The organism is Dyella humi (assembly GCF_044904605.1).
GTDB lineage: Bacteria > Pseudomonadota > Gammaproteobacteria > Xanthomonadales > Rhodanobacteraceae > Dyella_B > Dyella_B humi.
On the sequence record NZ_JADIKI010000021.1, the window covers coordinates 313,228 to 337,794 of the forward strand.

At 61.2% G+C, this 24,567-nt stretch carries 20 protein-coding genes and 3 tRNA genes; 11 read left to right on the forward strand and 12 right to left on the reverse strand.

The features are described 5' to 3' along the window. The first annotated feature begins 154 nt into the window (after nt 1-154). The 3 genes from ISP18_RS01900 (at nt 155) to ISP18_RS01910 (ending at nt 3,421) form a co-directional block, all read left to right on the forward strand. Nucleotides 155-1,597, forward strand: a complete 1,443-nt coding sequence (locus ISP18_RS01900) for a DHA2 family efflux MFS transporter permease subunit (RefSeq protein ID WP_380016479.1) — start codon at nt 155-157, stop codon at nt 1,595-1,597. A gap of 89 nt (nt 1,598-1,686) precedes the next feature. Further along, on the forward strand, nt 1,687-2,388 hold the full coding sequence (locus ISP18_RS01905) for a pirin family protein (RefSeq protein WP_380016481.1): 702 nt from the start codon (nt 1,687-1,689) through the stop codon (nt 2,386-2,388). A 34-nt stretch (nt 2,389-2,422) separates the two neighbouring features. Beyond that, the gene (locus ISP18_RS01910) at nt 2,423-3,421 is read left to right on the forward strand and encodes an NAD(P)H-quinone oxidoreductase (protein ID WP_380016483.1); all 999 of its coding nucleotides are present in this window, start codon (nt 2,423-2,425) and stop codon (nt 3,419-3,421) included. Between the two features lie 14 nt (nt 3,422-3,435). Here ISP18_RS01910 and ISP18_RS01915 read toward each other — a convergent pair whose 3' ends face one another. The 3 genes from ISP18_RS01915 to ligA are packed head-to-tail and all read right to left on the reverse strand — an operon-like array spanning nt 3,436 to nt 7,147. Continuing rightward, nucleotides 3,436-3,762 carry a hypothetical protein gene (locus ISP18_RS01915; protein WP_380016485.1) on the reverse strand — a complete coding sequence of 109 codons (327 nt, stop codon included), beginning with the start codon at nt 3,760-3,762 and terminating at the stop codon, nt 3,436-3,438. An 18-nt stretch (nt 3,763-3,780) separates the two neighbouring features. Further along, complete coding sequence (gene epmA / locus ISP18_RS01920) at nt 3,781-4,770, reverse strand: EF-P lysine aminoacylase EpmA (protein ID WP_380016487.1); 990 nt, start codon at nt 4,768-4,770, stop codon at nt 3,781-3,783. Beyond that, nucleotides 4,760-7,147: an NAD-dependent DNA ligase LigA gene (gene ligA, locus ISP18_RS01925; protein WP_380017600.1), complete on the reverse strand. Its 2,388-nt coding sequence runs from the start codon at nt 7,145-7,147 to the stop codon at nt 4,760-4,762. The genes epmA and ligA overlap by 11 nt, the downstream gene beginning before the upstream one ends. A gap of 237 nt (nt 7,148-7,384) precedes the next feature. Here ligA and ISP18_RS01930 point away from each other — a divergent pair, with 237 nt between their 5' ends. Further along, entirely contained in the window at nt 7,385-8,842 is a 1,458-nt protein-coding gene (locus tag ISP18_RS01930; RefSeq protein ID WP_380016489.1) for an MFS transporter, read from the forward strand. Between the two features lie 43 nt (nt 8,843-8,885). Continuing rightward, nucleotides 8,886-10,085, forward strand: coding sequence for a cation:proton antiporter (locus ISP18_RS01935; RefSeq protein ID WP_380016491.1), 1,200 nt, complete (start codon nt 8,886-8,888; stop codon nt 10,083-10,085). A 37-nt stretch (nt 10,086-10,122) separates the two neighbouring features. Here ISP18_RS01935 and ISP18_RS01940 read toward each other — a convergent pair whose 3' ends face one another. The 3 genes from ISP18_RS01940 to ISP18_RS01950 are packed head-to-tail and all read right to left on the reverse strand — an operon-like array spanning nt 10,123 to nt 15,631. Then, entirely contained in the window at nt 10,123-13,176 is a 3,054-nt protein-coding gene (locus ISP18_RS01940; RefSeq protein WP_380016493.1) for an efflux RND transporter permease subunit, read from the reverse strand. Beyond that, entirely contained in the window at nt 13,173-14,294 is a 1,122-nt protein-coding gene (locus ISP18_RS01945) for an efflux RND transporter periplasmic adaptor subunit (RefSeq protein WP_380016495.1), read from the reverse strand. Before ISP18_RS01945 ends, ISP18_RS01940 begins: the two co-directional genes overlap by 4 nt. Next, nucleotides 14,291-15,631 (reverse strand): TolC family protein, encoded by a 1,341-nt coding sequence (locus ISP18_RS01950; protein ID WP_380017601.1) that lies wholly within the window; start codon nt 15,629-15,631, stop codon nt 14,291-14,293. Before ISP18_RS01950 ends, ISP18_RS01945 begins: the two co-directional genes overlap by 4 nt. A 432-nt stretch (nt 15,632-16,063) precedes the next feature. Between ISP18_RS01950 and ISP18_RS01955 the strand changes: the two genes are divergently transcribed. Next, complete coding sequence (locus tag ISP18_RS01955; protein ID WP_380016497.1) at nt 16,064-17,713, forward strand: MASE1 domain-containing protein; 1,650 nt, start codon at nt 16,064-16,066, stop codon at nt 17,711-17,713. Between the two features lie 15 nt (nt 17,714-17,728). Here ISP18_RS01955 and ISP18_RS01960 read toward each other — a convergent pair whose 3' ends face one another. Further along, on the reverse strand, nt 17,729-18,208 hold the full coding sequence (locus tag ISP18_RS01960; protein ID WP_380016499.1) for a hypothetical protein: 480 nt from the start codon (nt 18,206-18,208) through the stop codon (nt 17,729-17,731). Between the two features lie 225 nt (nt 18,209-18,433). Between ISP18_RS01960 and ISP18_RS01965 the strand changes: the two genes are divergently transcribed. The 5 genes from ISP18_RS01965 to ISP18_RS01985 all read left to right on the forward strand — a co-directional run bounded on the left by ISP18_RS01965 (nt 18,434) and on the right by ISP18_RS01985 (nt 21,330). Further along, nucleotides 18,434-19,081 (forward strand): dihydrofolate reductase family protein, encoded by a 648-nt coding sequence (locus ISP18_RS01965; RefSeq protein ID WP_380016501.1) that lies wholly within the window; start codon nt 18,434-18,436, stop codon nt 19,079-19,081. Between the two features lie 171 nt (nt 19,082-19,252). Then, nucleotides 19,253-19,684 carry a YeeE/YedE family protein gene (locus ISP18_RS01970; protein ID WP_380016503.1) on the forward strand — a complete coding sequence of 144 codons (432 nt, stop codon included), beginning with the start codon at nt 19,253-19,255 and terminating at the stop codon, nt 19,682-19,684. After that, nucleotides 19,681-20,133 (forward strand): DUF6691 family protein, encoded by a 453-nt coding sequence (locus tag ISP18_RS01975; protein WP_380016505.1) that lies wholly within the window; start codon nt 19,681-19,683, stop codon nt 20,131-20,133. The genes ISP18_RS01970 and ISP18_RS01975 overlap by 4 nt, the downstream gene beginning before the upstream one ends. Then, nucleotides 20,120-20,986, forward strand: coding sequence for an MBL fold metallo-hydrolase (locus ISP18_RS01980; protein WP_380016507.1), 867 nt, complete (start codon nt 20,120-20,122; stop codon nt 20,984-20,986). The genes ISP18_RS01975 and ISP18_RS01980 overlap by 14 nt, the downstream gene beginning before the upstream one ends. Beyond that, entirely contained in the window at nt 20,983-21,330 is a 348-nt protein-coding gene (locus ISP18_RS01985) for an ArsR/SmtB family transcription factor (RefSeq protein WP_380016509.1), read from the forward strand. The genes ISP18_RS01980 and ISP18_RS01985 overlap by 4 nt, the downstream gene beginning before the upstream one ends. Nucleotides 21,331-21,473: 143 nt before the next feature. On the opposite strand, the gene ISP18_RS01990 is transcribed toward ISP18_RS01985, so the two are convergent. The 5 genes from ISP18_RS01990 to uvrC form a co-directional block, all read right to left on the reverse strand. Further along, nucleotides 21,474-21,547, reverse strand: a tRNA-Cys gene (locus tag ISP18_RS01990). Nucleotides 21,548-21,627: 80 nt separating this feature from the next. Further along, nucleotides 21,628-21,703, reverse strand: a tRNA-Gly gene (locus ISP18_RS01995). A 148-nt stretch (nt 21,704-21,851) separates the two neighbouring features. Continuing rightward, nucleotides 21,852-21,927, reverse strand: a tRNA-Gly gene (locus ISP18_RS02000). Between the two features lie 37 nt (nt 21,928-21,964). After that, entirely contained in the window at nt 21,965-22,582 is a 618-nt protein-coding gene (pgsA, locus tag ISP18_RS02005; RefSeq protein ID WP_380016511.1) for a CDP-diacylglycerol--glycerol-3-phosphate 3-phosphatidyltransferase, read from the reverse strand. A 127-nt stretch (nt 22,583-22,709) separates the two neighbouring features. After that, a complete protein-coding gene (gene uvrC, locus ISP18_RS02010; RefSeq protein WP_380016513.1) occupies nt 22,710-24,536 on the reverse strand; it encodes an excinuclease ABC subunit UvrC in 1,827 nt (608 codons plus the stop codon). Nucleotides 24,537-24,567 lie beyond the last annotated feature (31 nt).

Consider the following 24,567-nt stretch of genomic DNA (forward strand, 5'->3'; position numbering starts at 1 on the left):
CCGACGAATGTGACCTGAAACGCTTGTCCTTATCTTCCTCCAAGCGAATAATGCGACACGTTGCGGCGCACACCCCGATGCGCCCGCGTCCTGAGCGCTTTCGACATCCTCGCCACCAGGCGTAGGCCCGCTGCGCTCGCTGCAGGAACCGTTCGTGAGCGCGTTGACAGAGGAAAAGCTGGACTTGCCGGCCACCAATCAGCCGGCCTATCCCGATTACCGCGTCATTTCCCTAATCGTCGGCTGCGCGATCTTCCTGGAACAGGTTGACGGCACGGTGCTCGCCACCGCCCTGCCAACCATGGCACGCGACTTCGCCGTTTCCGCCCCAGCCATGAGCGTGGCAATTACCAGTTATCTGCTTGCGTTGGCGATTCTCATTCCGGTAAGCGGTGCCATTGCCGACCGCTTCGGCGCCAAGCGCGTATTCAACAGCGCGATGGTGGTGTTCATCATCGGCTCGATCCTTTGCTCGCTCACCCATAGCCTGCCGATGATGGTGGCCGCGCGGCTGGTGCAAGGCACGGGCGGCGCTATGATGGGGCCGGTGGGGCGCCTGGTGATTCTGCGCACGGTGGAGCGCAAGCATCTGGTGTCATCGATGATGTGGACGCTGATTCCAGCCGTGCTCGGCACCATGGCCGGGCCACCGCTGGGTGGTTTCATCGTCCAATACTTCGACTGGCGCTGGATCTTCTACATCAATGTGCCGATCGGCGTGCTGGGTTACTGGCTGGTGCGGCGCTACGTGCCGGAGGTGCACTGTGCAACCCGTCCTGCACCGTTCGACTGGCTGGGTTTTGCACTTTGCAGCGTCGGCTTGGGATGCCTGCTGTTCGGCCTGGAGCTGTTTGGCGAAAACACCAGCGCGCGCAATGGTGTAGTGCTCGTGGCCATCGGCACGGCCGCGTGCCTGGCTTACGTCAAGCACGCCAAGCGTCGCGAGCATCCCGCGGTGGATCTGACGCTGCTGCGCATCGACTCGTTCCGGCTGTCGGTGATTTCCGGCGCGCTGATGCGCATCACTCAGGGCGCACAGCCGTTCCTGCTGCCGCTACTACTGCAGATCGGGCTCGGTTTCTCAGCGCTGCGCAGCGGCCAATTGATTCTCGCCATTTCCGTCGGTGCACTGCTTGCTCGAGCCCTCACCACCCGCTTGCTGCGTTGGATCGGCTTTCGTCGTGTAATGGTCTACAACGGCGTGCTGGCCGGCCTGAGTTACGCCGTGTGCGCGTTCTTCCGGGCGGATTGGCCGTTCTGGCTGATGTTCAGTTTGTTGGTGTGCTGCGGCGTGATCATGTCGGTGCAGTTCACCGCCTACAACACCATCGCCTACGAATCCGTGCCGACCGATCGCATGAGCGCGGCCAACAGCTTCTATTCCACCCTGCAGCAGCTGATGCTGTCGGTGGGTGTGTGCTGTGGCGCGCTGATCCTCAAGCTCGCCATGGCTGCTAGCCACAACACCGAACCGAGCCGCCTGAACTTTTCCGTGGCGTTCCTGGTGGTCACGTTGATCTCGCTCAGCTCCACCCGCTGGCACCGTGCTTTTGCACCCGATGCGGGACATGAAATGAGCGGGCATCGCCATCGTTGAATCGGCGACACACTGTTTCCTTAGCGATCGTTTCCCTTTGCGATGATCGGCCTTATGTTGTGCCGCATTCGAAACAAGCGAGGTGTTCCATGATCGAACGGCGTCCTTTCAACAGCCTTGGCGGTGCCGACCACGGCTGGCTCAAGGCCAAGCATCACTTCTCGTTTGCCGGCTACAACGATGCCAAGCGCATGGGTTGGGGTGCGCTGCGCGTATGGAACGACGACACCATCGCGCCGCAGACCGGCTTTCCCGCGCATCCGCATGCGGACATGGAGATCATCACCTACGTGCGCGAAGGGGCGATCACGCATCGCGACAATCTGGGGAACCAGGGCCGCACGGTGGCCGGCGACGTGCAGGTGATGAGCGCAGGCAGCGGCATCGCGCACAGCGAGTACAACTTGGAGCAGGACACCACGCGCATTTTCCAGATCTGGATCATTCCGGACGAACGCGGGCGCGCGCCCTCCTGGGGCACCAAGCCCTTCCCCGCCGGCGAACGGTCCGGACGCTTCGTGGCCCTGGCAAGCGGCATAGAAGGCGATGCGGATGCCCTGCCCTTGCGCACCAACGCGCGTGTACTTGGCGCCACGCTGAAAGCCGGCGAGGTCACGCACTACACGCTGGACAAACAGCGCCTCGCTTACCTTGTGCCGGCCAAAGGCGTCGTGGAGATCAACGGCGTTCGTCTCGACACGCGCGATGGCGCGGCGATCCGTGACGAAACTACGCTGGAAGTCAAAGCGCTCGAAGACGCCGAGCTAGTACTGGTCGATACAAGCCCATGACTCAAAACTATAAGGAGTTCCACGGATGACATCCATGCAAGCCATCGAAATTCCCCATTTCGGTGGTCCGGAAGTATTGCAGCCTGTCGAACGCCCGACGCCCCGGCCCGGCGCTGGCGAAGTGCTGATCAAGGTCGCCGCATCGGGCGTGAATCGGCCGGATGTCTTCCAGCGGCAAGGACACTACGCGCCACCGCCCGGCGCTTCCGATCTTCCTGGATTGGAGGTGGCGGGCGAGTTGGTCGACGGCGATTTCAGCCGGAACAATCCCTTCGGGCTCAAGCGCGGCGATGCCGTATGCGCGTTGCTGGCCGGCGGCGGCTATGCGCAATATGCTGTGGCGCCGCTGGGCCAGTGTCTGCCCATACCCGCAGGTCTGAGCGTGCTGGAAGCCGCTTCGTTACCGGAAAACTATTTCACGGTGTGGAGCAACGTGTTCGATCGCGGCCAGCTCGGGCAGCGCGGGGACGGCGTCAAGGAAAGTCTGCTAGTGCAAGGCGGTTCCAGCGGCATCGGCGTCACGGCCATCCAGCTTGCGCATGCCTTGGGCCATCCCGTGTTCGCCACCGCCGGCAGCGATGAAAAATGCCGCGCCTGCGAATCGCTCGGCGCACGCGCCATCAACTATCGCACCGAAGACTTCGTAGAGCGCGTGAAGGCCTGGACCGATGGCCGCGGCGTCGACGTGATTCTCGACATGGTCGCTGGCGATTACGTACCGCGCGAACTGGACGCCCTCGCCGACGACGGCCGGCTGGTATTCATCGCCACGCTCGGCGGCATGAAAACAGAGCTGGACATCCGACAATTGATGCACCGGCGTCTTACCATTACCGGCTCAACCTTGCGGGTGCGGCCGGTCGCCTTCAAAGCGGCCATTGCCGAAAAGCTTTACCGGCATGTGTGGCCGTTGTTCGCGGAGAAGCGTTTGCGTCCGATCATTCACGAAGTCTTTCCAGCTCATGAAGCCGCACGCGCGCATGCGCTAATGGAAAGCAGCGCGCATATCGGAAAAATTCTGCTGCGCTGGTAGCGGTAACGCTTAGTCTAACGAGCGCTACCGCGTCGCCATATAAGACTTCGGATAAGCAGGCCCGCGCCCAATAGCACCGTAGCCACCCCATAGCCGTAAAGCGCAGGTTTGACCTGAGTCCATATCTGTCCACTCTGGCGACCGAACGCATCGATGGTTGAAGCAACCGTCGATGCATCGACCTGCATGCTCGTGACAACGCATGCGCCCAGCGTAATGCCTATGACCGCACCATCATAAAGGCGCCGCCATAGCGAAACGGCGCCTTTCGGAAAGGTCCAATACAGCCAAACCAACACGAGCAAGGTAGGGCTGAGTAGTGCAAGCGACAGATAGCGCATGACGACACTTCTTGGCGTTCACGCTTTTGAGAAAGGAAACGCCAGTACGTCGGCGATCCGGTCCGTGCCTGCCAGACACATCAGCAAACGCTCGATGCCCATCGCCACGCCGGCGCAGTCAGGCATGCGTCCAAGCACGGCAAGCAGTTGCTCGTCGATGGGCATTTCGCGCAAGCCGCGCTCGCGGCGGCGGGCGTTGTCGCGCTCGAACCGTGCGCGCTGTTCCCCGGCGTCATTGAGTTCGTGATAGCCGTTGGCCAGTTCGTGCGACCCCAAATACAGCTCGAAGCGCTCGGCCAGCGGCGGATTACCGGGACGTATGCGCGCCAGCGCGCTCTGGCTGGCCGGATAATCGTGAATCACCGTAATGCGGTCGCGCGGAAACGCCGGCTGCAGCTTGTGCGTGATGAGCAGGTCCAGCCAGTCATCGCGCGTGAGGCCGGAAGGCTCGATGTCGTATTCGGCCAGCGGCTTGCGCAATTCGTCGATGTCGGCATGCAACGGGTCCAGGCACAGTTCGTCGAGAAAAATCTGGCGATAACCTTCGATCACCACCTCGACGCGACGCCCGACGAGCGCCAGCGCGGCTTCCACTAGCGCAATGGCTTCTTCCATCAGCTGCCGATGATTCCAGCCGACGCGATACCACTCCAGCATGGTGAATTCGGGATTGTGTCGCTCTCCCGCTTCGCCGTTACGGAACACGCGTCCGAGTTCGTAGCAATCACCCACGCCATCGGCAAGCAGACGCTTCAAGGGATATTCGGGTGAGGTGCGCAGCCAACGCTCGCGCGAACCCGCATCCACGTGTCCGTGGAATGGCGCATTGAAACTTTCAATATTGGGATCGGTATTACCCGCCGCAGACAGGATCGGCGTTTCCACTTCCAGCACGCCGCGATCGGAGAAGAAATTTCTGATCAGCGCGTAGAGCTTTGCGCGGCCTTGCAGGCGTTGGCGGAAGGGCATGATGTTGGTGGTGTTGGCATCCACGGCGTCAGGCTCCATGTTTCTTGAACAACGCAAGTAAGCGCGCCTCATCCCACACTTCCACACCAAGCTCCTGCGCCTTGTCGAGCTTGGAACCGGCCGCCTCACCGGCCACCACGAAGCTGGTTTTCTTCGACACGCTGCCGGCCACCTTGGCGCCCAGCGCTTCGAGTTTTTCCTTCGCTTCGTCGCGCCCCATGTTGGATAGCGCACCGGTAAGCACTGCTGTCTGGCCGCTCAACGGCAGGCTTTCCACCGCGGAATGCTTCGGGATGGCGGCCAGCAGGCGATGCATGGCGGCTTCCGCTTCCTGCAAGGCAGCAAGCCGGTGGCGATCGGAAAGATATTCGTCGAGATTGGCGGCGGCGTTTTGCGACAAACCGGCCGTGATCCAATGCGCAAGCCCACCGCCGTGCAATTTATCGATGATTGGAAAATGAGACGCAAGCAATTCGGCATTGCGATGACCAATGCCATTGATGCCGGCATCTTCCAGCAACACGGCCAGGCTCAGTTTCTGCTGCAGACGCGGTGACGGATCGGCCTCGTCGCTCAAGGTGACACCCGCTTTCAGAAGCGCATCGACTACGTCGCGATTACCCTTCTGCTTGAAGAATGCCTCAATGGAACCGGCCACTTCCGCGCCGATATCAGGCAGCTCGCGCAGAATCGCCGCGGGCATGCTACGCACCCATTCCAGGCGCCCCAGCCAGGCTGCCAGCGTTTTGGCGGTGCTTTCACCGATGTGCACGATACCGAGCCCGTAGAGAAAGCGCGCCAGTGTGGTCTGTTTGCTGGCCTCGATCCCCTCGATCAGATTCTCGGCCCACTTGGTGGCGATCTTGCCGGCCTTGACGGTTTCCGGCGTGGTGCCGTCGCGCTCGTCCGCGCGACGCTTCATCTCGAGAAAATCGTCGAGCGTAAGCTTGTACAAATCGGCCGGCGTGTGCACGTAGCCGAAATCCACCAGCGCGTCGACGAAGCGCTCGCCGATGCCGTCGATATCCATCGCGCGACGTGAGGCGAAGTGAATCAAAGCTTCCTTGCGTTGCGCCGCGCAAACCAGCCCACCGGAGCAGCGCCATGCGGCCTCTCCTTCCTCGCGCACCAACGCCGAGCCGCACACGGGACAATGCGTGGGCATTTTCCAGGGGTGCGTCTTCGGCGGACGACGATCGGGAATTACACGCACCACTTCCGGAATCACGTCGCCCGCGCGGCGCACGATGACCGTGTCGCCCACGCGCACATCCAGCCGCCCCACCTGATCGGCGTTATGCAGCGTGGCATTGGTGACGGTGACACCCGCCACCTGCACGGGCATAAGACGCGCGACTGGCGTAGCGGCGCCGGTGCGGCCGATTTGGATCTCGATCGCCTCCACCGTGGTGCTCTGCTCCTGCGCGGGAAACTTGTGTGCGATCGCCCAGCGCGGTGCGCGCGAGACAAAGCCCATTTCGCGCTGCCCAGCGTAATCATCCAACTTGTACACCACGCCATCGATTTCATACGGCAAAGCGTCGCGCTTGGCACCCACATGTTTGAAATACGCAATCAGGCCCTCGAAGCCCTTGGCCGTACTTACTTCCGGCGATACGGGAAAGCCCCATTCGCGCAGCTTCTGCAAGGTTTTGGAATGCGAGGGAGGCAAGTCCACGCCCTCGACCACGCCCACCCCGTATGCAAAAAAGCTGAGCTTGCGCTTGGCGGTCATGGCCGGATCGAGCTGCCGCAGCGAACCAGCTGCACCGTTGCGCGGATTGGCCAGCGGCTTTTCCCCGTGCTCGCGCGCGTACGCATTAAAGGCTTCGAAATCCTTGCGCAGCATGATCACTTCGCCGCGCACTTCCAGCACACTCGGCCAGCCTTCGCCGCGCAGGCGCAGCGGAATGGCGCGTACGGTACGCAGATTGGCGGTGACCTCTTCGCCGGTTTCGCCATCGCCGCGCGTGGCGCCTTGCACGAATAGGCCGTTTTCATAGCGCAAGCTGATCGCCAGACCATCCAGCTTCGGCTCCACCGAAAACACCGGCTGGCTGCGCCCGAGCGTGTGTTCGATGCGGCGTTCGAACTCCGACACTTCGCGGTAGCGCTCGCGATCGTCGCTGCCTTCTTGTTCGAAGGCGTTGCTCAGCGACAGCATCGGCAAGGCATGACGCACTTCGGCAAAACCGCCGCGCGCGCGCGCGCCGACGCGCCGGGTGGGCGAATCGGGCGTGGCGAGCTGGGGGTGCTCGGTCTCCAGCGCTTCCAGTTCGCGCAACAGCCGGTCGTACTCGGCGTCGGTGATCTCGGGATCATCGAGTACAAAGTAGCGGTAGTTGGCGTGTTCGATCCGCTTGCGCAGATCTTCCACGCGTTCGGCGGGCAGTGGGGATGCTGACGGCTTGCTCATGCGCGAAGTGTAACGATTCATGTGTGGCGGTTGCGGGGCTACTTACGGAACCCGTTCGTAGGTTGGCGGTGAGACGGAGCCGAACCCCAACTTCACGGCACGGATGGCGATGTTGGGGTTTGCGTGCGCTCACCGCCAACCTACGCGTCCCAGATGAAGGACGAGGCGGGGTCGCCCCTCACCTCCAGTTCTCTTCCCTTAAGGCGGATAACTGCCATAGCAGGTATCATAACGCTCATGCCCTCCCCGTCCGCCGCTTCCTCCGCTGCCGCTGCCACAGCAGTAGCGGACGCAGCTGCAACCCTTTCTTCGCGCGAGGGCTACGGCGGCCTGATCTGGCTGGTTTCGGCGGCGTTCTTCATGCAGTCACTCGATTCCACCATCGTCAACACGGCGGTGCCGGCGATTGCGTCCGCCTTGAACGAGTCGCCGCTGAACATGCGCAGCGCGCTGACCAGCTACGTGCTGACCTTGGCGATTCTGATTCCGGCCAGCCCTTGGCTGTGCGACCGCTTCGGCACGCGCCGCGTGTTCGGCGTGGCCATCAGCGTGTTTGCGCTCGGCTCCCTGCTGTGCGGCATCTCGCAAACACTGCCGGAACTCGTCATGGCGCGCGTGCTTCAAGGCTGCGGTGGTGCTGCATTGATGCCGGTGGGGCGCTACGTGCTCGTGCGCACCATCGATAAGCGCGATTTCGTGCAGGTGATGAGCACGGTCGCTACCTTCGGCCTACTGGGTTCGGTGCTCGGCCCACTGCTGGGCGGCGCGCTGGTGGAATACACCAATTGGCGGCTGATCTTTCTGCTCAATGTGCCGGTGGGCGTCGTTGGCGTGTGGCTCAATCTGCACGAAATGCCCGAGTACCGCCTCGATACCGCCAATCGCTTCGACCTGTTCGGCTTCCTGCTGTTTGCTGCATCGTCGGCTCTGCTGCTGGCCGCATCGGAATTCGCCGCCGACGAAACCATCCGCTGGGGCGTGATGGGCGCGCTGGTGCTACTCGCCATCTTCTTCGGTGCAGCCTACGTATGGCATAGCCGACGCACGGTTCATCCAGTAGCGGATCTCGGCCTGTTGCGTGTCCGTAGCGTGTGGGTGGCGCTATCGGGGAACCTGCTTACGCGGCTGGGCGTAAGTGGCATGTTCCTGCTGATTGTGCTGTTTCTGCAGGTAGGCTGCGGCTGGTCGCCGTTGATGGCGGGCCTGATGATGGTGCCGCAGGCGCTCGGCTCCATCAGCGCCAAGTGGCTGGTGAACCGCACGCTGATCCGGTTGGGCTATCGGCGCCTGTTGTTCGGCAATACGCTGATCGTCGCCGTGCTATTGGCGATGTTCGCGCTGCTCGGGCCACATACGCCGATGGTGCTGATCGCCTTGCTGATGTTCGTGTACGGCGGCTTCATGGGCATGCAGTACACCGTGATGAACACGCTAATCTACACCGACCTGGACATCGAGCACGCCTCCATGGCCTCATCGATGGCGTCCACCACGCAGTACCTGTCGATGAGCTTCGGCATCGCGCTGGCCACCATCCTCATGCAGACCTTGCTGCACGGCCAGGACAGCGGCGCCTATGTGGTGGCGTTCCGCTGGACGGTGATCGTGCTGGCGGTGATCACAGCCATCGCCAGCCGCGTGTTTGCGAGACTCGAAAAGATACCAAAAGCGCCGAGGGTGTCATCCACTGCCTGAGCGGTTAGCATGGTGATCTATACATGATCGAAGGACTCCGACCATGCACCACGCCAATGAGATTCTGTTTGCGCTTTTCATCGTCTTCGTCGCCGCGCAGATCGGCGCCGAGATCGCGCAACGTCTGAAACTACCTGGTGTGGTCGGCGAAATCGCCGCCGGCTGCGTAATCGGCCCGTCGGTCATGGGATGGATCACGCCCGAGCAGATCGCCCCCGGCACGCCGCTGGATGTGCTGGCGGAGATCGGCGTGGTGTTGCTGCTGTTCTCAGTAGGCCTGGAAACGCGGCTGGAAGATCTCAAGAAAGTAGGCAAATCCGCCTTCCTGGTCGGTGTGCTGGGCGTGTTGCTGCCGTTCGGCATGGGCGGTTTCTGGGCGCACGCCAGCGGTTTCGATTGGGGTAAGTCGCTGTTCGTCGCGGCCGCGTTCGTGGCCACGTCCGCGGGCATCACCGCGCGCGTGCTGCAGGAACTGGGCGTGCTGCAGCGCGTGGAAAGCAAGGTGATTCTGGGTGCCGCCGTGATCGACGACATCCTGGCGATGCTGCTGCTCGGCGTGGTGGTATCGCTGCAGGGCGGCAAAGGCTTCGATCCTATGCACCTGGTGATAGTGCTGGGCGGCGCGATCGGCTTCATCGCGGTGATCGGCTGGGGCGGCACGCGCGTGATGCGCTGGAATTCCACTTGGCTGGAGAAGCCGCGCAGCACGTATTCACCGCTGCTGATTGTGCTGGCCTTGTGCTTGGGGCTGGCCTATGTGTCCACGCTGTTCGGATTGGCGGCGATCATCGGTGCGTTCCTGGCCGGCATGATCGCTTCGGAGACACGCCAGCAGCACACGCTGGAGCAGCAGTTTCAGCCCTTGCTCGCCCTGCTCACACCGTTCTTCTTCGTGCTCACCGGCAGCAAGATCGATCTGCACCAGCTCGCCAATGCGGATGCCCTGATCGCACTGGGCGTAGTGACGGCGATCGCCATTGTCTCCAAACTGCTCGGCGGCTTCCTGGGTGCGCTCTCACTGGGCCGCACGGGCGCGGCGATCGTGGGCTTCGGCATGGTGCCGCGCGGCGAGGTGGGCGTGGTGATCGCCAGCCTGGGCTTAGCCGCTGGCGTTTTCAGCGACCAGATGTACGCCATCATCGTGGCGATGTCGCTGTTGACGGCCATGGTGACGCCACCGATTCTGGCGTGGCTGTTGAAGCGATCAGTGAAGGCGGCGGCATCTACTGCGGCATCCACCTGATGCAAGTAGGTTGGGGCGCAAACCCCAACCTACAGAACTAAACTGAACGAGCGGAACCACCGCGTCGCATCAACACCGCATACAACACCGGCATCACCAGCAGCACCAGCGGCACCTGCACGAGCAGGCCAGAAATGATCGCCACCGCCAGCGGCTGCTGCATTTGCGAGCCGGAACCCAAGGCCAACGCCAGCGGCAACAGCGTGAGGATGGCAGCCATGGTTGACATCAGGATCGGGCGCATGCGATGCCGTGCGGCTTCCAGTAGGGCTTCATGCAGCGGCGTGTCGGTGGTCACTTCCTCCAGCTCGGAGAAATAGAAGATTGCCACTTCCGTCACGATGCCCACGATCATGGTCATGCCCATCATCGCCGAGATGTTGAGTTCGATGCCGGTGAGCCACAAGCCGATGAACACTGCGCCGATCGCCAGCAGCGGCATCAGCATGATCACCAGCGCCGCGCGGAAGCTTTCGTACAGGAACAACAGCAGCGTAAACACCAGCGCGATGGCCGCGAGCAGCACCACCGTCAGTCCGCGGAACGCCTCCTGCTGCTGCTGATACAGGCCACCGAGCTGGTAGTACATACCTTTGGGCAACATGCCCGGCTTGGCCAACATAGCTTTGACGTCGTTGATGACCGAACCCATGCTGCGTCCGCTGATGCGGCCGGTGACTGCAACCATGCGTTTGAGATTGCTGCGCGTGATTTCCGGCTGCCCTTGCACGATCTGCAGGCTAGCCACCTGTGACAGCGGCAGCAGATGGCCGTCTGCCGCGCGAATGGGCAAGGCCGCAACCTGCTCCAGACGTTTGTAGGCATTCATCGGCAAGCGCACGCGTACGCCGACCATCTTGCCGTTCGACGGAAGCTGCGCGGCCACCGTACCTTCCACCGCGGCGTCGACCTGATCCTTGACGGCTGCCGGATCGAGCCCCTGCAGCGCCGCCTTGGCCGGGTCCACCGTCATCACCAGTGCATCGCCGGCAGGATTGATACCGGGAAGCACGCCGTTCACGCCATTGATCTTGCCTAAAGCATCGGCCACCCGCTGCGCGGTGTCGTTGAGCACATCAGGGTCATCGCTGTAGAGCTGGATCTCGATCGGCTGCGGTACGGCAACCAGATCGCCGATCATGTCTTCCATCAATTGCGAGACTTCCACGTCCAGGCCCGGCACCTTCTCTTCCACTTCCTTGCGGATGTCGTTCATCACCTCTTCGGTGGGAGGACGGGAACCGCTCTTGAGGCGGATGAAAATGTCACCCGTATTGGCCTCCGTAAGCGCATCACCAAGCTGCAGGCCGGTGCGGCGCGAATAGGTATCCACATAAGGATTCGCGCGGATGATGGTTTCGACCTGGCTTAGCAGGCGTCCCGTTTCCTCCAGCGATGTACCCGGCTTGGAAATGTAGTCGAAGGTAAAGCCGCCCTCGTCCATCGCCGGCATGAAGCCGGTACCCACCTGGCTGAACGCCAGCGCGCCGACTGCGACCAACGGCACCACGAGCGCTACGATCCAGAGCGGCCGCTTCAGCCAGCGCTGCAAGACGTTTTCGTAGCCATGTTTCATCCGCCGCGAGAACGCGCCCGGCGTGTGGTCCGCGATATGGCGCTGGTCCAGCAGCCGCTCCGATAACGTCGGCACCACGATCAACGTCAACAGATAGGAAATGACCAGCGCGCTCGCCATGGTGAGCGACAGCGCCTTGAAGAACGCCCCCGTGACGCCGGTGAGAAATGCCAGCGGCACGAAGATCACCACCGTCGCCGCGCTGGAGCCGGTCAACGGTCGCGTGAACTCCCACGCGGCGAGCCCCACCCGCTCGCTCACGTTGCCCGCTGCGCCATGCAAGCGACGAATGATGTGTTCCTGCATCACGATCACGTCGTCGATGATCAGGCCCACGGCCGCCGCCATGCCGCCGAGCGTCATCATGTTGAAGCTCATGCCCAGCACATGCAGCAGCAGTACAGTGATCGCCAGTACCGCCGGCACCACCAGCATGGCGATGAAAATCACCCGCGTATTGCGCAGAAATACGAACAGCACCAGGCCCGCCAGCACGATGCCGATCAGGATCGCATCGCGCACGCTGCCCGCCGCACCGGTGACGAGCTGCGACTGGTCGTACCAGTTGGCCACCTGCACGCCGGCCGGCATCTGCGGTGCGTAATCCTGCAGGCGCTGTTTCACGTCGCGCGCAATCTGCACGCTGTTGCCATCGGGCTGCTGCAGGATCTGGATCAACACCGCGCCCTGCCCGTCGGCAGTCACGCGTATCCATTGCGGTACGTGGCTGAGCGTGATGTCGGCAATGTCACCCAAGTGCACGATACCGCGGCTGTCCGCGCGCACTACGATCTGGCGCAAGGCTTCCACCGTGCGCGGCTGGTTCTGGGCCAACAACAGGTAAAGCTTGTAGTGATCGGAAACATGCCCCATCGCCTCGATGGTGGCGGCATGGCTAACCGCGGTCGCCACATCGCTAAGGCTCAGATCTTGCGCACGCAGGCGGTTGGGGTCCACGTCCGCATGGAACTCCTCGATCTCTCCGCCCTGCACCTGCACGCGCGCTACACCGGCAATGCCACTCAGCAAGGGACGCAACTGGTATTGCGCCAGGTTGTACAAGGCACTGGGCGACAGCGTGTGCGAGCGCAAGCTGTACGCCAACATGGGATACGAACTGGGGTCCATGCGGCGGGTGGTGAGCTGCGTGCCGGCCGGCAGTTCGGGCAGCACTTGGCTCGCCGCGGCACTGATGTCGCCGAATGCGCGACTCATGTCAGTGCCCCAATCGAAAGTGAGCGAAACGTCGGCGCTACCACGGCTGGTGGTCGAACGGATATCGCGTACGCCCGGCACGCGTCGCAACGCCGATTCGATCGGCGTGGTCACCGCAATCGCCATCTGGTCGGCGGGGCGATCACCCGCGTCGAGCGAAAGTATGATGCGCGGAAATGCGACGTTCGGGAACAGCGCCACAGGCATGAAGATGGCACTGCTCAAACCGCCTACCGTCAACATCGCAACGAGGAATAGCAGCGCACGCCAATGTCGCTGCATCCATGCAGTGATATTCACTTAGCGGACTCCTGCTTATCCTTGGCCGATGCTTGCTGCTTGTCGGCTGGCTCGTCCTGTTCGCGTATAGCATCGTCATCGTTGAGCTCGTAGTTACCGGTCACGATGACTTGCATCGTGGCGTCCAGCGGAGCTTGCACACCGACCGTGTCGCCATCCGGATGCTTTAGCGTAACGTCAACACGCTTGGCCTTGTCGTGATCGACGACGAACAGGTAATCGCCCTTATCATCGTTCAGCACGGCACTGCGCGGTACGGCCCAGGCGGTATAGCTGGCGGTATCGATGCTCGCCTGCACCGCGGCGCCGGCCACCAAGGTGTTGCTTGCCTGCGGCGGCAACGCCACCTGCAATGGCAGCAAGTGCGTTTGCGCATCGATGGCATGGCCAACCACATCGAGCTGACCATGCAGCGGTTCGCCGGCTCCATAAGCAGCGCGCACTTCCACCGACATGCCCGGCTTGAGATGCGCGCCCTCTTCCGGTTGCGCGCCAAGACGCGCGACCAAAGCCTGCGCCGGCGCGAAGGTGAGCAACGCTGTGCCGGCCTGGAAACGATCGCCGAGGTTTATGTTGAGCGCCGTCACGACGCCATCGGCCGGCGCATGGATGGTTTCTTCGGTGCCGCCGCCGCCGAGCGCGCGCTGCGCTTCCAGGCCGGCCTTTGCATCGTCCAACGCTTTGCGTGCGGTAGCCAACTGCGATTGCGTGGCCAAATGCTGCGCGGCCATCTGTTCGGTACGCTTGAGTTCGCCATTGGCTAGATCCAGTGCGCTCTGCGCTTGCAAAAAGGCATTGCGCGCCACTGGATCGGGCGCGATGCGCAACAACGCCTGCCCGCGCTGCACGGATTGCCCTGCCGCCACCGCCAGTCCGATGACCTGGCCGCCATGCCCCAGACTGATCGTGCTGGCGCGATGCGGATCGCCTACGGCGGTGCCCCAGGCTTCGATGGTGTCGTGAAAGGTCTGACTGACGGGCGCAGCGGTCGTAACCAGCACCGTGCCCTTTACCTCCGGCGCTTCATCGTCATCGGCACCGCCGCCTTTGCCGCAACCGGCCAGTGCAGCAAGCATCAATGCCGCCAGTGCGGCATGTGTAAAGACAGATCGGTTCATGGTTTGGACGTCGATGCGGAAGACGGTTGGAGGTCGGTGCTGCCTAGCAGCGTTTCCAAGGCAATGGCCTGCTGCGACTGCTGGTCACGCGCGGTAATGGCGTCCATATCCGCGCTGAGCGCATTGGCGCGGATGGCCAGGTACGTCGGCCAATCCAGCAAGCCTTTCTGCCAAGCGCTTTCGGCGGCGCGGCGTGCTTCGTCCAGGCGCGTCGATTGCGTCTGCGACTGCTCGCGCTGGCGGGCAAGCGTGTCCTGGTCGAGCATCAATTGCCGGATGTCGTTGCGCGTGGTGAGCACGCGGTTTTCGTAGTCGTCCTTGAGCTGTTGACGCGTCGCCTTTTCGATGGCGATGTTGCCGCGATTGCGGTCAAACAGCGGCAAGGTGAAACCAATGTTGATGCCATGAGAGGGCACGCCGGAGTTGTCCTTCTGGCGGTCGACACCGAAGGTCAGCGCGGGAAACTGCGCGCGGATTGCGCCGCGCAAGGTGGCCTCCTGTGCCTTGTAGCCGGCCTGCAGAGCAAGCAGATCTGGGCGTCGCTGCGGCAGGCTCGCCAGCGCCACTTCGACCTGGTCGGGGGTGGGCGAGGCCTGGAACGATTCGCCGACCAAATCCAGCGGTGCTTCCGGAGCGAGCCCTAGCAGCAGGCGCAGATCGTGTTCGGCCTGGAGCAACTGAACCGTGCCATCGGATAGCCGCTTGCTGGCATCGGCATAGGCATTGAGCCCCGCGCTGGCAGCGTCGTACGTCAGGTTGCCATCCTGCAGTGCCTTGCGTACATAGCCATCCACCGGAAGCAGCGCGGCCTGCTCCGCGGCAAGCCGCTGCTGCTGATCGCGCAGCGATACCACTTGGTTGAACAGCAGCCGTGCCTGGGCGATCGTCTGCCACTCTGTCCACAGCAGGTCCAGGTTCACTTGGTCGGCCTGCGCGTTCGCAGCCGCCTTGCGGGTGGAGCGCAGCAGCAGGCTGGTGATGTCTTCGCTAATGCCGTAGGCATACGACGTGACATAGCCGGGGACGGGATGCGTGAGGTATTCCTGGTTGATCGAGATCTGCGGATCCGGCAGCAATCCCGCCGCAAAGGACTGCGCGCGGGCGACGCCGAGCTGATCGCGCATCACCTTCAGATCCGGATTATTGGCCACCGCCAGGATCGCCACGTCGGTAGCGTCCATCCCATGGGAAAGATCGAAGCGATGCGTGCGCAGCGCCGGCAACGGCATGGTCGAGGTGTCGACCGAAAGCTGCGTTACATCCTTGGCCCCCGGCCCTTCGCCCAGCGGCATGGGGGAATAGGTGGCGCAGCCGGTCAACCACACCGCGCATGCCACTGCGACCAAACGCCACCCGCATCGGCGGGGCAATCTCAGGTAGCGCGGCAAATCCTTACGAAGCAACCCCACCGGCAAATCTCCACTTACTGTTTCGCTCATTTCGGCACCGAGGCTAGCTGCCTTTGCTTAGCACACACTTTGCAGTCCGATGACCGGCAAGCTACCCACCACCAAGCCGCCGAGGCGGGCCCGGAACTGCCGCATCCGCAAGAAATTGTGTACTTCACATGTTGCCAGATGTGCTCCACGGCACAAACCGGGCGAAAGGCGTGTTGATATTGCTCAACTGTGATGGCCGCCGGCCGATAGCCGTGGGACATCACAGAAGCTTCACGGCCAGGATTGTTTTATCCTTGGAGTAAGCTAGCGGCAAGATACGGGACGACGCCTCATCAACTTTTGTGGCTTCATTTGCAGGGGATAAACGCAATGGGGAAGCGGTGGTGGACTAACGACTGGCTACTGCAGGTTGCCGTTGCGGTCGGCTATGGGCTTCTCTATCTCGCGATACATCCGTTTTCCACTTCACACTGGCCGATTCATGCCGGTGTTCGCCTTGCCTGCCTGCTGTTGTTGCCCTATCGGTACTGGCCTGCGCTTCTTATCGGCGAAGCGGTGCCGAACGGATATGAAGTAATTCAATGTCTCGACTCACTCGGCCCTGCGTGGGTGGCCATTCGATCCATTCCTCCGTTTGCAGTAGCGATGCCTATCGTATGGGCATGCCGCACGTGGATGCCTCCCTTCCCCTCCAAAAATCTGGTTGATATCAAGGCGCTGCTTATTTGCGGGCTGCTGGTTTCTGGCAGTGGAATGGTATACAGCACCATCGCGCACGCTGTGGAAAAGAATCCGACCACCCCATTCGCTATGACAAGCGCTGTCGGCTTCTTTTTAGGGCCGTATCTAGCGATCCTGTCTGTTGTTCCATGGGTCCTGATGGCAAAACTCGACTATCGGGAAACGCATCTACGCGAACAACTGCGCCAGATACTGGCAAGCCGGTTGTTCCTGGATACCGTTGCGCTAGTGGTGCCGGCATTCGCCGTCCTCACATGGATGAGTGAAATCGGAAACGACCAGGTCAAGCAAATAGCTCCCATCGCCATGTTCCTTCCCATGGCCTGGCTTACGCTCAAGCATGGCTGGCGCGCGGCGGCTGTGGCTGCGCCATTGGCCATCGCCTGCATTTCGATACCGATACCCATCCTGGACGATTTCGAATCGAAGACCTTCGCCACGCAAACGTTTCTCGCCATTGGCGTTAGCTGCCTGTTTGCGCTTGGCGGACGCATAAGCGTTCAACTGGTGCAAGAAGAAATAGATAGAAATAGCACGCTAAGCGTTCAACGATTGGCGAGGCAAAGTTTGCAACTCAGCGAGCAGCGGATGCGGCAAACCTCGCAGGCGCTCGAATACCTGGCGGGCACTCTGCACATCACCAACGGCCGCTTGCTTGACCAGATGCGTCGCATCGTTCCGAATATCGAAAGCCACGCTTTCTACAAGCAAGCCATTTCCACACAGAATCAAGTCTACCGACTGGCAGAAAGCATGCATCCGGTTGCGTGGCGTGAACGTGGATTGCCCGCCGCACTTAATGAAACCGTCGCCCGCGCACTTGATGAAGCCGGCATTGCTTATCGTTGCGAGATTAATGGACGTGGGTTTACTCGGTTAGCGCCCGCCGTTCTGACTGCTACCTATCGAACGGCTTGCGAGGCTGTCGTTTACGTGACTTCCAGGCTTGCTTGTACGCGAGTGAATGTCGTGCTTCGCGGCGGGGAAACACACGGCAAGCGCTGGGTCGTGCTCCGCGTGGAAGGCGTACTGGAAGAAACGGGTGTTGCCAGCGCCGTGTATCACTCCGGCGAGCGTAAACGCCTGGCTGCCAAGCTAGGAGCAAGCATGCTGGATATCCCGGAAATGCGAGACCACGTAGGCATTTTCGATGGAGCGCTGCACGTTCGCATGCCGTCCGACCGACTGCAAATTACAGCCTTGTTGCACGATGCCATGCAGGAGGAGCAGAGACCGGAACTTCGCCCTGCCCCTCCACTTCGGCTCTGGGTGAAATAACACCCGTCCCCTGGATCAAGAGCCACCGCCACCCGAACAACCACTCGGGCACGTTGTCGTATCCAGCACCGTGAACTTCGTCGTCCCATTGCTTTGGGGCGTCGCAGTCACTGTCGTGGCGCTATCGCTATAAACTGTCTGCGCCGCTGAAGACGAACTTGATGATGAAGACGAACCCGACGAGGACGACTGCGGTATCGCGACGTTCTGCGAATCCACACCCACCGGGAGCACGACCGACGTACCGTTGGCAGTACCAACCGCGGCGTGCACGGTGCCGTTCAGATCGTTGATCTGGATGTACTTGATGCCGTTCAATACAAACACGTAAACGTGGTAGTTCGGATTTGCACTGACGTCTGCAGCATTCGGCCATGCTTGGCCAAGTCCAGTCGCTGGGGTGGCGGTCTGGGCAAAAGCGGTGGAGGTTACGCAAAGAGCAGTCAGGCCGGCGAATGCTGCTTTACGGATCAAGCTTCCTTGAGTACGGGACATGGGCTTCCCCTTGTATGGTAGTTCGCCTACCGGAAGCCAGAATGTACCAGGGGAACCGCGCATAAGCTGGAGAATTTTTCTGGCATATGCGCCAATAATTCAGCGACGCGATAGCGCAGCCGACTCTTCACGTTTTCTTGACTGCCTATTCCGACAACGAGCTTCGCTTGAATCGTGACAACTTCCAAATTCCAGTAACCACATCGATCGACAGCGAGCAACGCCATGTCCAAACTGCGCGTACAGAGCTTTTCGGTTTCCCTCGACGGCTACAGCGCCGGCCCCGATCAAAGTCTCGACAATCCACTCGGAATTCGCGGCCCGGAACTCATGGATTGGTTCTTCCACACACGCCTGTGGCGGCGTATGCAAGGCGAGAATGAAGGTGAAACAGGCATCGATAACGACATCGCCGAGCAAGGTTTCTCAGGCATCGGCGCATGGATTATCGGACGCAATATGTTCGGCCCCATTCGCGGCCCATGGCCGGACGAAAGTTGGCGCGGCTGGTGGGGCGACGAACCGCCCTATCACACCCATGTTTTCGTACTCACGCACCATCCGCGCGCGCCGCTCAAGATGGCCGGCGGCACAGAATTCCATTTCGTTACCGAAGGCATCCACGCTGCCTTGGAACAAGCCGTCGCCGCCGCGGATGGACGCGACGTTCGCCTCGGCGGTGGCGTCTCCACCGTTCGCCAATACCTGCAAGCCGGTTTGATCGACGAACTGCATCTCGCCATTCGACCGATACTGCTGGGCTCCGGCGAGAACTTGTGGAACGGCCTCGATCTGCACGCACTCGGCTATGAGTGCACGAAGTACTTGGCTGGCGAACGTGCAACCCATGTGTTTCTGAGCAAGCGCGTGTGAAGCGCGACGGCAGGCATATGCCGTCGTGCTCGGTGCACACAGAAAGCTGGCATGACTGTCGCGTTCATGTGCAATAGCTGACGGCGATCGTGTGTGTGGAGGATCACTTGTGTTCCAAGCGCACAACACATATATTAGAAATATCGAATATATTAATGTATAGATCAAAACATGCACTCATGGGTTCTTTCCGTGTTCGGCGGGGTATTAATCGGGCTGGCTGCCGTCCTTTTGATGAGCACGCTTGGACGTATAGCGGGCATCAGCGGTATTGCCAGCGGATTGATATCAGGTGCGAAGCAAGGGGATCGTCATTGGCGCTGGGCTTTCATCCTGGGTTTGGCTGCAGCCCCGCTGTGCATCGCGGCGATTTCGGGCCATAACGGCCTTGGTACGCCATCCGTGAGCTGGCCCTGGATGATGGCAGCCGGTTTGTTGGTTGGCGTTGGTACGCGGTTGGGCAGCGGTTGCACTAGCGGTCATGGCGTTTGCGGCATGGCTCGGCTGTCGCCTCGATCATTGTTGGCAACCGCGGTGTTCATGCTGTTTGGCATCGCTACGGTTTTTATGATGCGCCATGTGCTGGGAGTGCCCTCTCCATGAAAAGCGTCGTTGCAGGATTGGCCGGCCTGCTCTTTGGCCTTGGCCTGATTTTAGGTGGCATGACGCAGCCGGCAGCCGTGCTTGGTTTCCTGGATATCTTCGGGCTGTGGAACCCTCGCCTGCTGTTTGTGATGGGTGGTGCGGTGCTGACCACGATGATCGGCTACTGGCTTGTATTGCGTCGCTCAAGGCCATGGCTGGAAACCAAGTTTCATTTGCCGGACACGCAGCGCATCGACTTGCGGCTTGTAACGGGTGCAGCGTTGTTCGGCATCGGTTGGGGCATCGCCGGCTATTGCCCGGGGCCTGCGTTGGTATCACTGGGAGGTGGCGCACTATCGATGTGGTTACTAGTCGCCGCGATGGTGACGGGATGGTGGCTGGCCGGCCGATTGACGTCTGGCGCACGCCGCAGCCGAAACGAGGGATTGATCCATGACGCGCCCTGAAGTCAAAGCGTTCTTCGATGAGCCCAGTAACACCTTCAGCTATGTGGTGTGGGATCCCCAGGAGCGTAAGGCGGCCATCATTGACAGTGTGCTCGACTACGACCCTGCATCGGGTCGTACCGGGCATGCATCGGCGGATGCCATCGTGTCATTCGTCCAAGCGTCCGGGCTGACCGTGGAATGGCTAATCGAAACCCATGTGCATGCCGATCACCTGTCGGCGGCGCCTTATGTGCAGTCACGCGTCGGCGGCAAGTTAGGTATCGGAGAGCAGATCCTGACTGTGCAAACGGTATTCGGCAAACTGTTCAACGCCGGTACCGAGTTTCAGCGTGACGGCAGCCAATTCGATCATCTCTTCAAGGACGATGAACATTATCGTGTCGGTAGCATCGAAGCGGTCGCGCTACATACGCCAGGCCATACGCCTGCCTGCATGACTCACGTGATTGGTGACGCCGCGTTTGTCGGCGACACGCTTTTCATGCCCGACTACGGTTCTGCACGCTGTGATTTTCCTGGTGGTGACGCGCACGAGCTATATCAATCCACGCAGAAATTGTTTCGGCTTCCCGACGAAACCCGGGTATTCATGTGCCACGATTACAAGCCGGCGGGACGCAGCAACTATCGTTATGAAACGACCATCGGCGAAGAACGTCGCACCAATATCCATTTGCATCAGGGTGTGAGCGAGGCTGATTTCGTGCACATGCGGCAGGCACGCGATGCCACACTCGCCATGCCTCGCCTGCTTTTGCCCTCGGTACAGATCAACATGCGTGCCGGTAGGCTTCCCCCACCCGAAAGCAATGGCATTCACTACATCAAGATTCCGCTGGATGCGTTATGAGCAAGACGGCGGAAAAAAACATTCGCTCGAAGGGCAAGCTTGGCCTGAGCATCGATGTCATGCAGCACCGCGCCGAAGAGGCCGTGGCTGTCCTCAAAGCCATCGGCAATCAAAACCGATTATTGCTGTTGTGCCAGATGGTGAACGGCGAACGCTCTGTGAATGATCTGGCGGAAACGCTGGATCTGGCGCAAAGCGTCGTATCGCAGCATCTGTCGCTACTGCGGCGCGACGGAGTCGTAAAAGGACGTCGCGAGGGCCAGTCGATCTACTACTCCATTAGCGACAGCCGTGTTCGCACATTGATGGAGACATTGTTTGAGGTGTTTTGTTCGGACGGTTAGGCTGTCGAGCGTGTCTGCCTTAGGCATCTAAGACAGCGAGTTCCGCGCCCCACATAACGCGACGCAGCATGACGGCTCGATGTCTGAATCCGGATGATGAAAATAAAAAAGCGCCCGAAGGCGCTTGAATATTTGGATCGCAATGGAGGCCGAGGTCGGAATCGAACCGGCGTACACGGCTTTGCAGGCCGCTGCATGACCACTCTGCCACCCGGCCATTGCTGAGATTCTCGATCTTACCGGATCGGGACTCTCCTAAAAAACAAAACCCCGGTGGTCCGAGGCTTTGCATAAAACTGGAGCGGGAAACGAGACTCGAACTCGCGACCCCGACCTTGGCAAGGTCGTGCTCTACCAACTGAGCTATTCCCGCGTCGGAGCGTGTAACTATAGCAGAACCCGATTCAATGTGAAGAGTGGCATCTGCTTTTTTTCAGCAATTCAAGCTACTTGCCGCACATACTTGAAGTACTGATACAACAAGGCCCCGGCGCTTTACGTCGAGGCCTTATCTGGAAAACTGGAGCGGGAAACGAGACTCGAACTCGCGACCCCGACCTTGGCAAGGTCGTGCTCTACCAACTGAGCTATTCCCGCATCGGAGCCGCGCATTTTAGCGTGTGAAACGAAACCGTCAAGCTTTGCCGTCGTGGTCCTGTGCGCGGGCGGCGACGGGACCGTCGTCGCGTAGGGACGGCCAGGCGGCGCGCAGGTAATGCATACCGGACCAGATGGTGAGCACGCCGGCCAGCACTAACAGGCCCTCGCCAATGTGGTACAAGCGCAAGGCTTCGGCCTCTTTTTCATGTTGCAGGATCAGCACGATCAAGGCCACCACCTGCATGACGGTTTTCAGCTTGCCCAGGAAGGCCACGCGCACGGTGGCGCGCATGCCGATTTCCGCCATCCACTCGCGCAGCGCCGAGATGCTGATCTCACGCCCGACGATGATGGCCGAGGTCACCGCCATCACAATGCCGGACCAGTCGCCACGGTGGGAGGCCACCAGCAGGAACAGGGTGACGGCCACCATCAACTTGTCCGCCACCGGATCTAGGAAGGCACCGAACTTAGAGGTGAGCCCCATGCGACGGGCGAGATAGCCGTCGAGCCAATCGGTGACGCCGGCCAGCGCGAACACAATGGCGGCAACAATGTTGTGCCCCCGAAACGGCAGGTAGAACACCAGCACCATCACCGGCAGCAGCGCTACGCGGAACAGCGTCAGCCAGGTCGGCAGATTGATGCGCATGAGCTCCTTCCGTTTTTTGAGTAGTTTCGCACGTGAGAGCTCGAGTCATCATCCTGGCATTTCACAAGATTGGCCCGTTGCCCCAATCCTCTCCCTCCCCAAAGGAGCGTGGAGCCAAGGTACGGCATCAGGCATGAAGAGCATCGTAGATGCGCTCGGCCAAGCTGCGATCGATGCCTTTTACTTGCATCAGTTCTTCCACGCCGGCAGCCTCCACGCCGGCCAGGCCGCCGAATGCCTTCAGCAGTGCGGTGCGTCGGCGCGCACCGACGCCCTGCACTTCTTCCAACACGCTGCGCTCGCGCGCCTTCTCGCGGCGCTTGCGGTGCCCGCTGATGGCAAAACGATGAGCTTCGTCGCGCACCGCTGCCACCAAGTGCAGCGCAGGCGATGTGGGACCCGGGTGAATTTCCTTGTTCGAGCCGGCCAGCACCAACGTTTCCTCGCCCGCGCGCCGGCCCGGCCCTTTGGCTACGCCGACCACTTCGATGCCGTTGATGCCTAGCTCGCGCAGCACGTCCAGCGCTTGCGCCACCTGGCCGGTGCCACCGTCGATCAGCAGTACGTCCGGTCGCGCGCCCTCGCCTTCGGCCACCTTGCGAAAACGACGGGTGAGCGCCTGATGCATGGCGGCGTAGTCATCGCCTGGCGTGATCCCGGCGATGTTGAAGCGGCGGTAGTGCGATTTCTCCGCCCCTTCCGGTCCGAACACCACACACGACGCCACCGTGGCTTCGCCGCGCGTGTGACTGATGTCAAAGCATTCGATGCGTTTCGGCGACTCGTCCAGGCCCAGCACGTTCTGCAGGTCGTCGAAGCGCGTGCCCAGCGTCTGACGGCTGGCGATGCGCGAGGTGAGCGACGCCTGCGCGTTACGTTCGGCCATCTGCAGGAACTGCGCGCGGTCGCCGCGCACGCGCGTCTTGATCTCCACCGCGTGGCCGCATTGCTGGGTCAGCATCTCGGCGAGCAGTTGCTCGTCTGGAATCGGCTCACCGAGGATGATCTCGCGCGGCACCGGCCGATCCAGGTAGTACTGCGCGACAAACTGCGCCAGCACGTCGGCCGGCTCGGCATCCAACGGCAGGCGCGGATAGAAATCGCGCGTACCCAGGCTGATGCCGTTGCGGAAGAACAGCACGCTCACGCAGGCGATGCCGGCTTCAATACGGCAGGCGATCACGTCCATGTCCGCGGTGGCGCCCTGCACGTGGTTCTGCGCGTGCAGCTTGCGCAAGGTGGCGATCTGGTCGCGCAAGGCAGCGGCGCGCTCGAAATTCAGTGACGCGCTGGCTTGCTCCATCGACGAGACCAGCTCGTCAGTCACGGCGTTGCCGCGGCCTTCCAGAAACATCTCGGCGTGGCGCACGTCGTTGCGGTAATCGTCCGCGCCGATCAAGCCCACGCATGGCCCAGTGCAGCGGCCGATCTGGTATTGCAGGCACGGGCGCGAACGGTTGCGGAAGTAGCTGTCCTCGCACTGGCGCACCTTGAACAGCTTCTGCATCAAGTTGAGGCTTTCGCGTACGGCGAAGGCGCTAGGGAACGGCCCGAAATAACGCCCCGGCTGGTTGCGCGCGCCGCGGTGGAAGGCCAGGCGCGGGTATTCCTCGCTGCCGGAGAGATAGATGTACGGGTAACTTTTATCGTCGCGCAGCAGGATGTTGTAGCGCGGCTTCAAAGCCTTGATCAGCTGCGATTCCAGCAGCAGCGCTTCGGCCTCCGTGCGCGTGACCGTGATTTCGCAGCGAGCGATCTGCGACACCATTGCTGCGATGCGCGGCTCCATGCGCGGTTTCAGGAAATAGCTGCCTACGCGCTTCTTGAGACTGCTGGCCTTACCTACGTACAGCAGCTCGCCGGCCTCGTCGAAGTAACGATAGACGCCGGGGGACGAGGTAAGTGTGCTGACAAAGGCCTTGCCGTCGAAGGCCTGGGGGGAAGCGGGCTCCATGCAGAGGATTTTATCCCGTTTGGCGGATTTC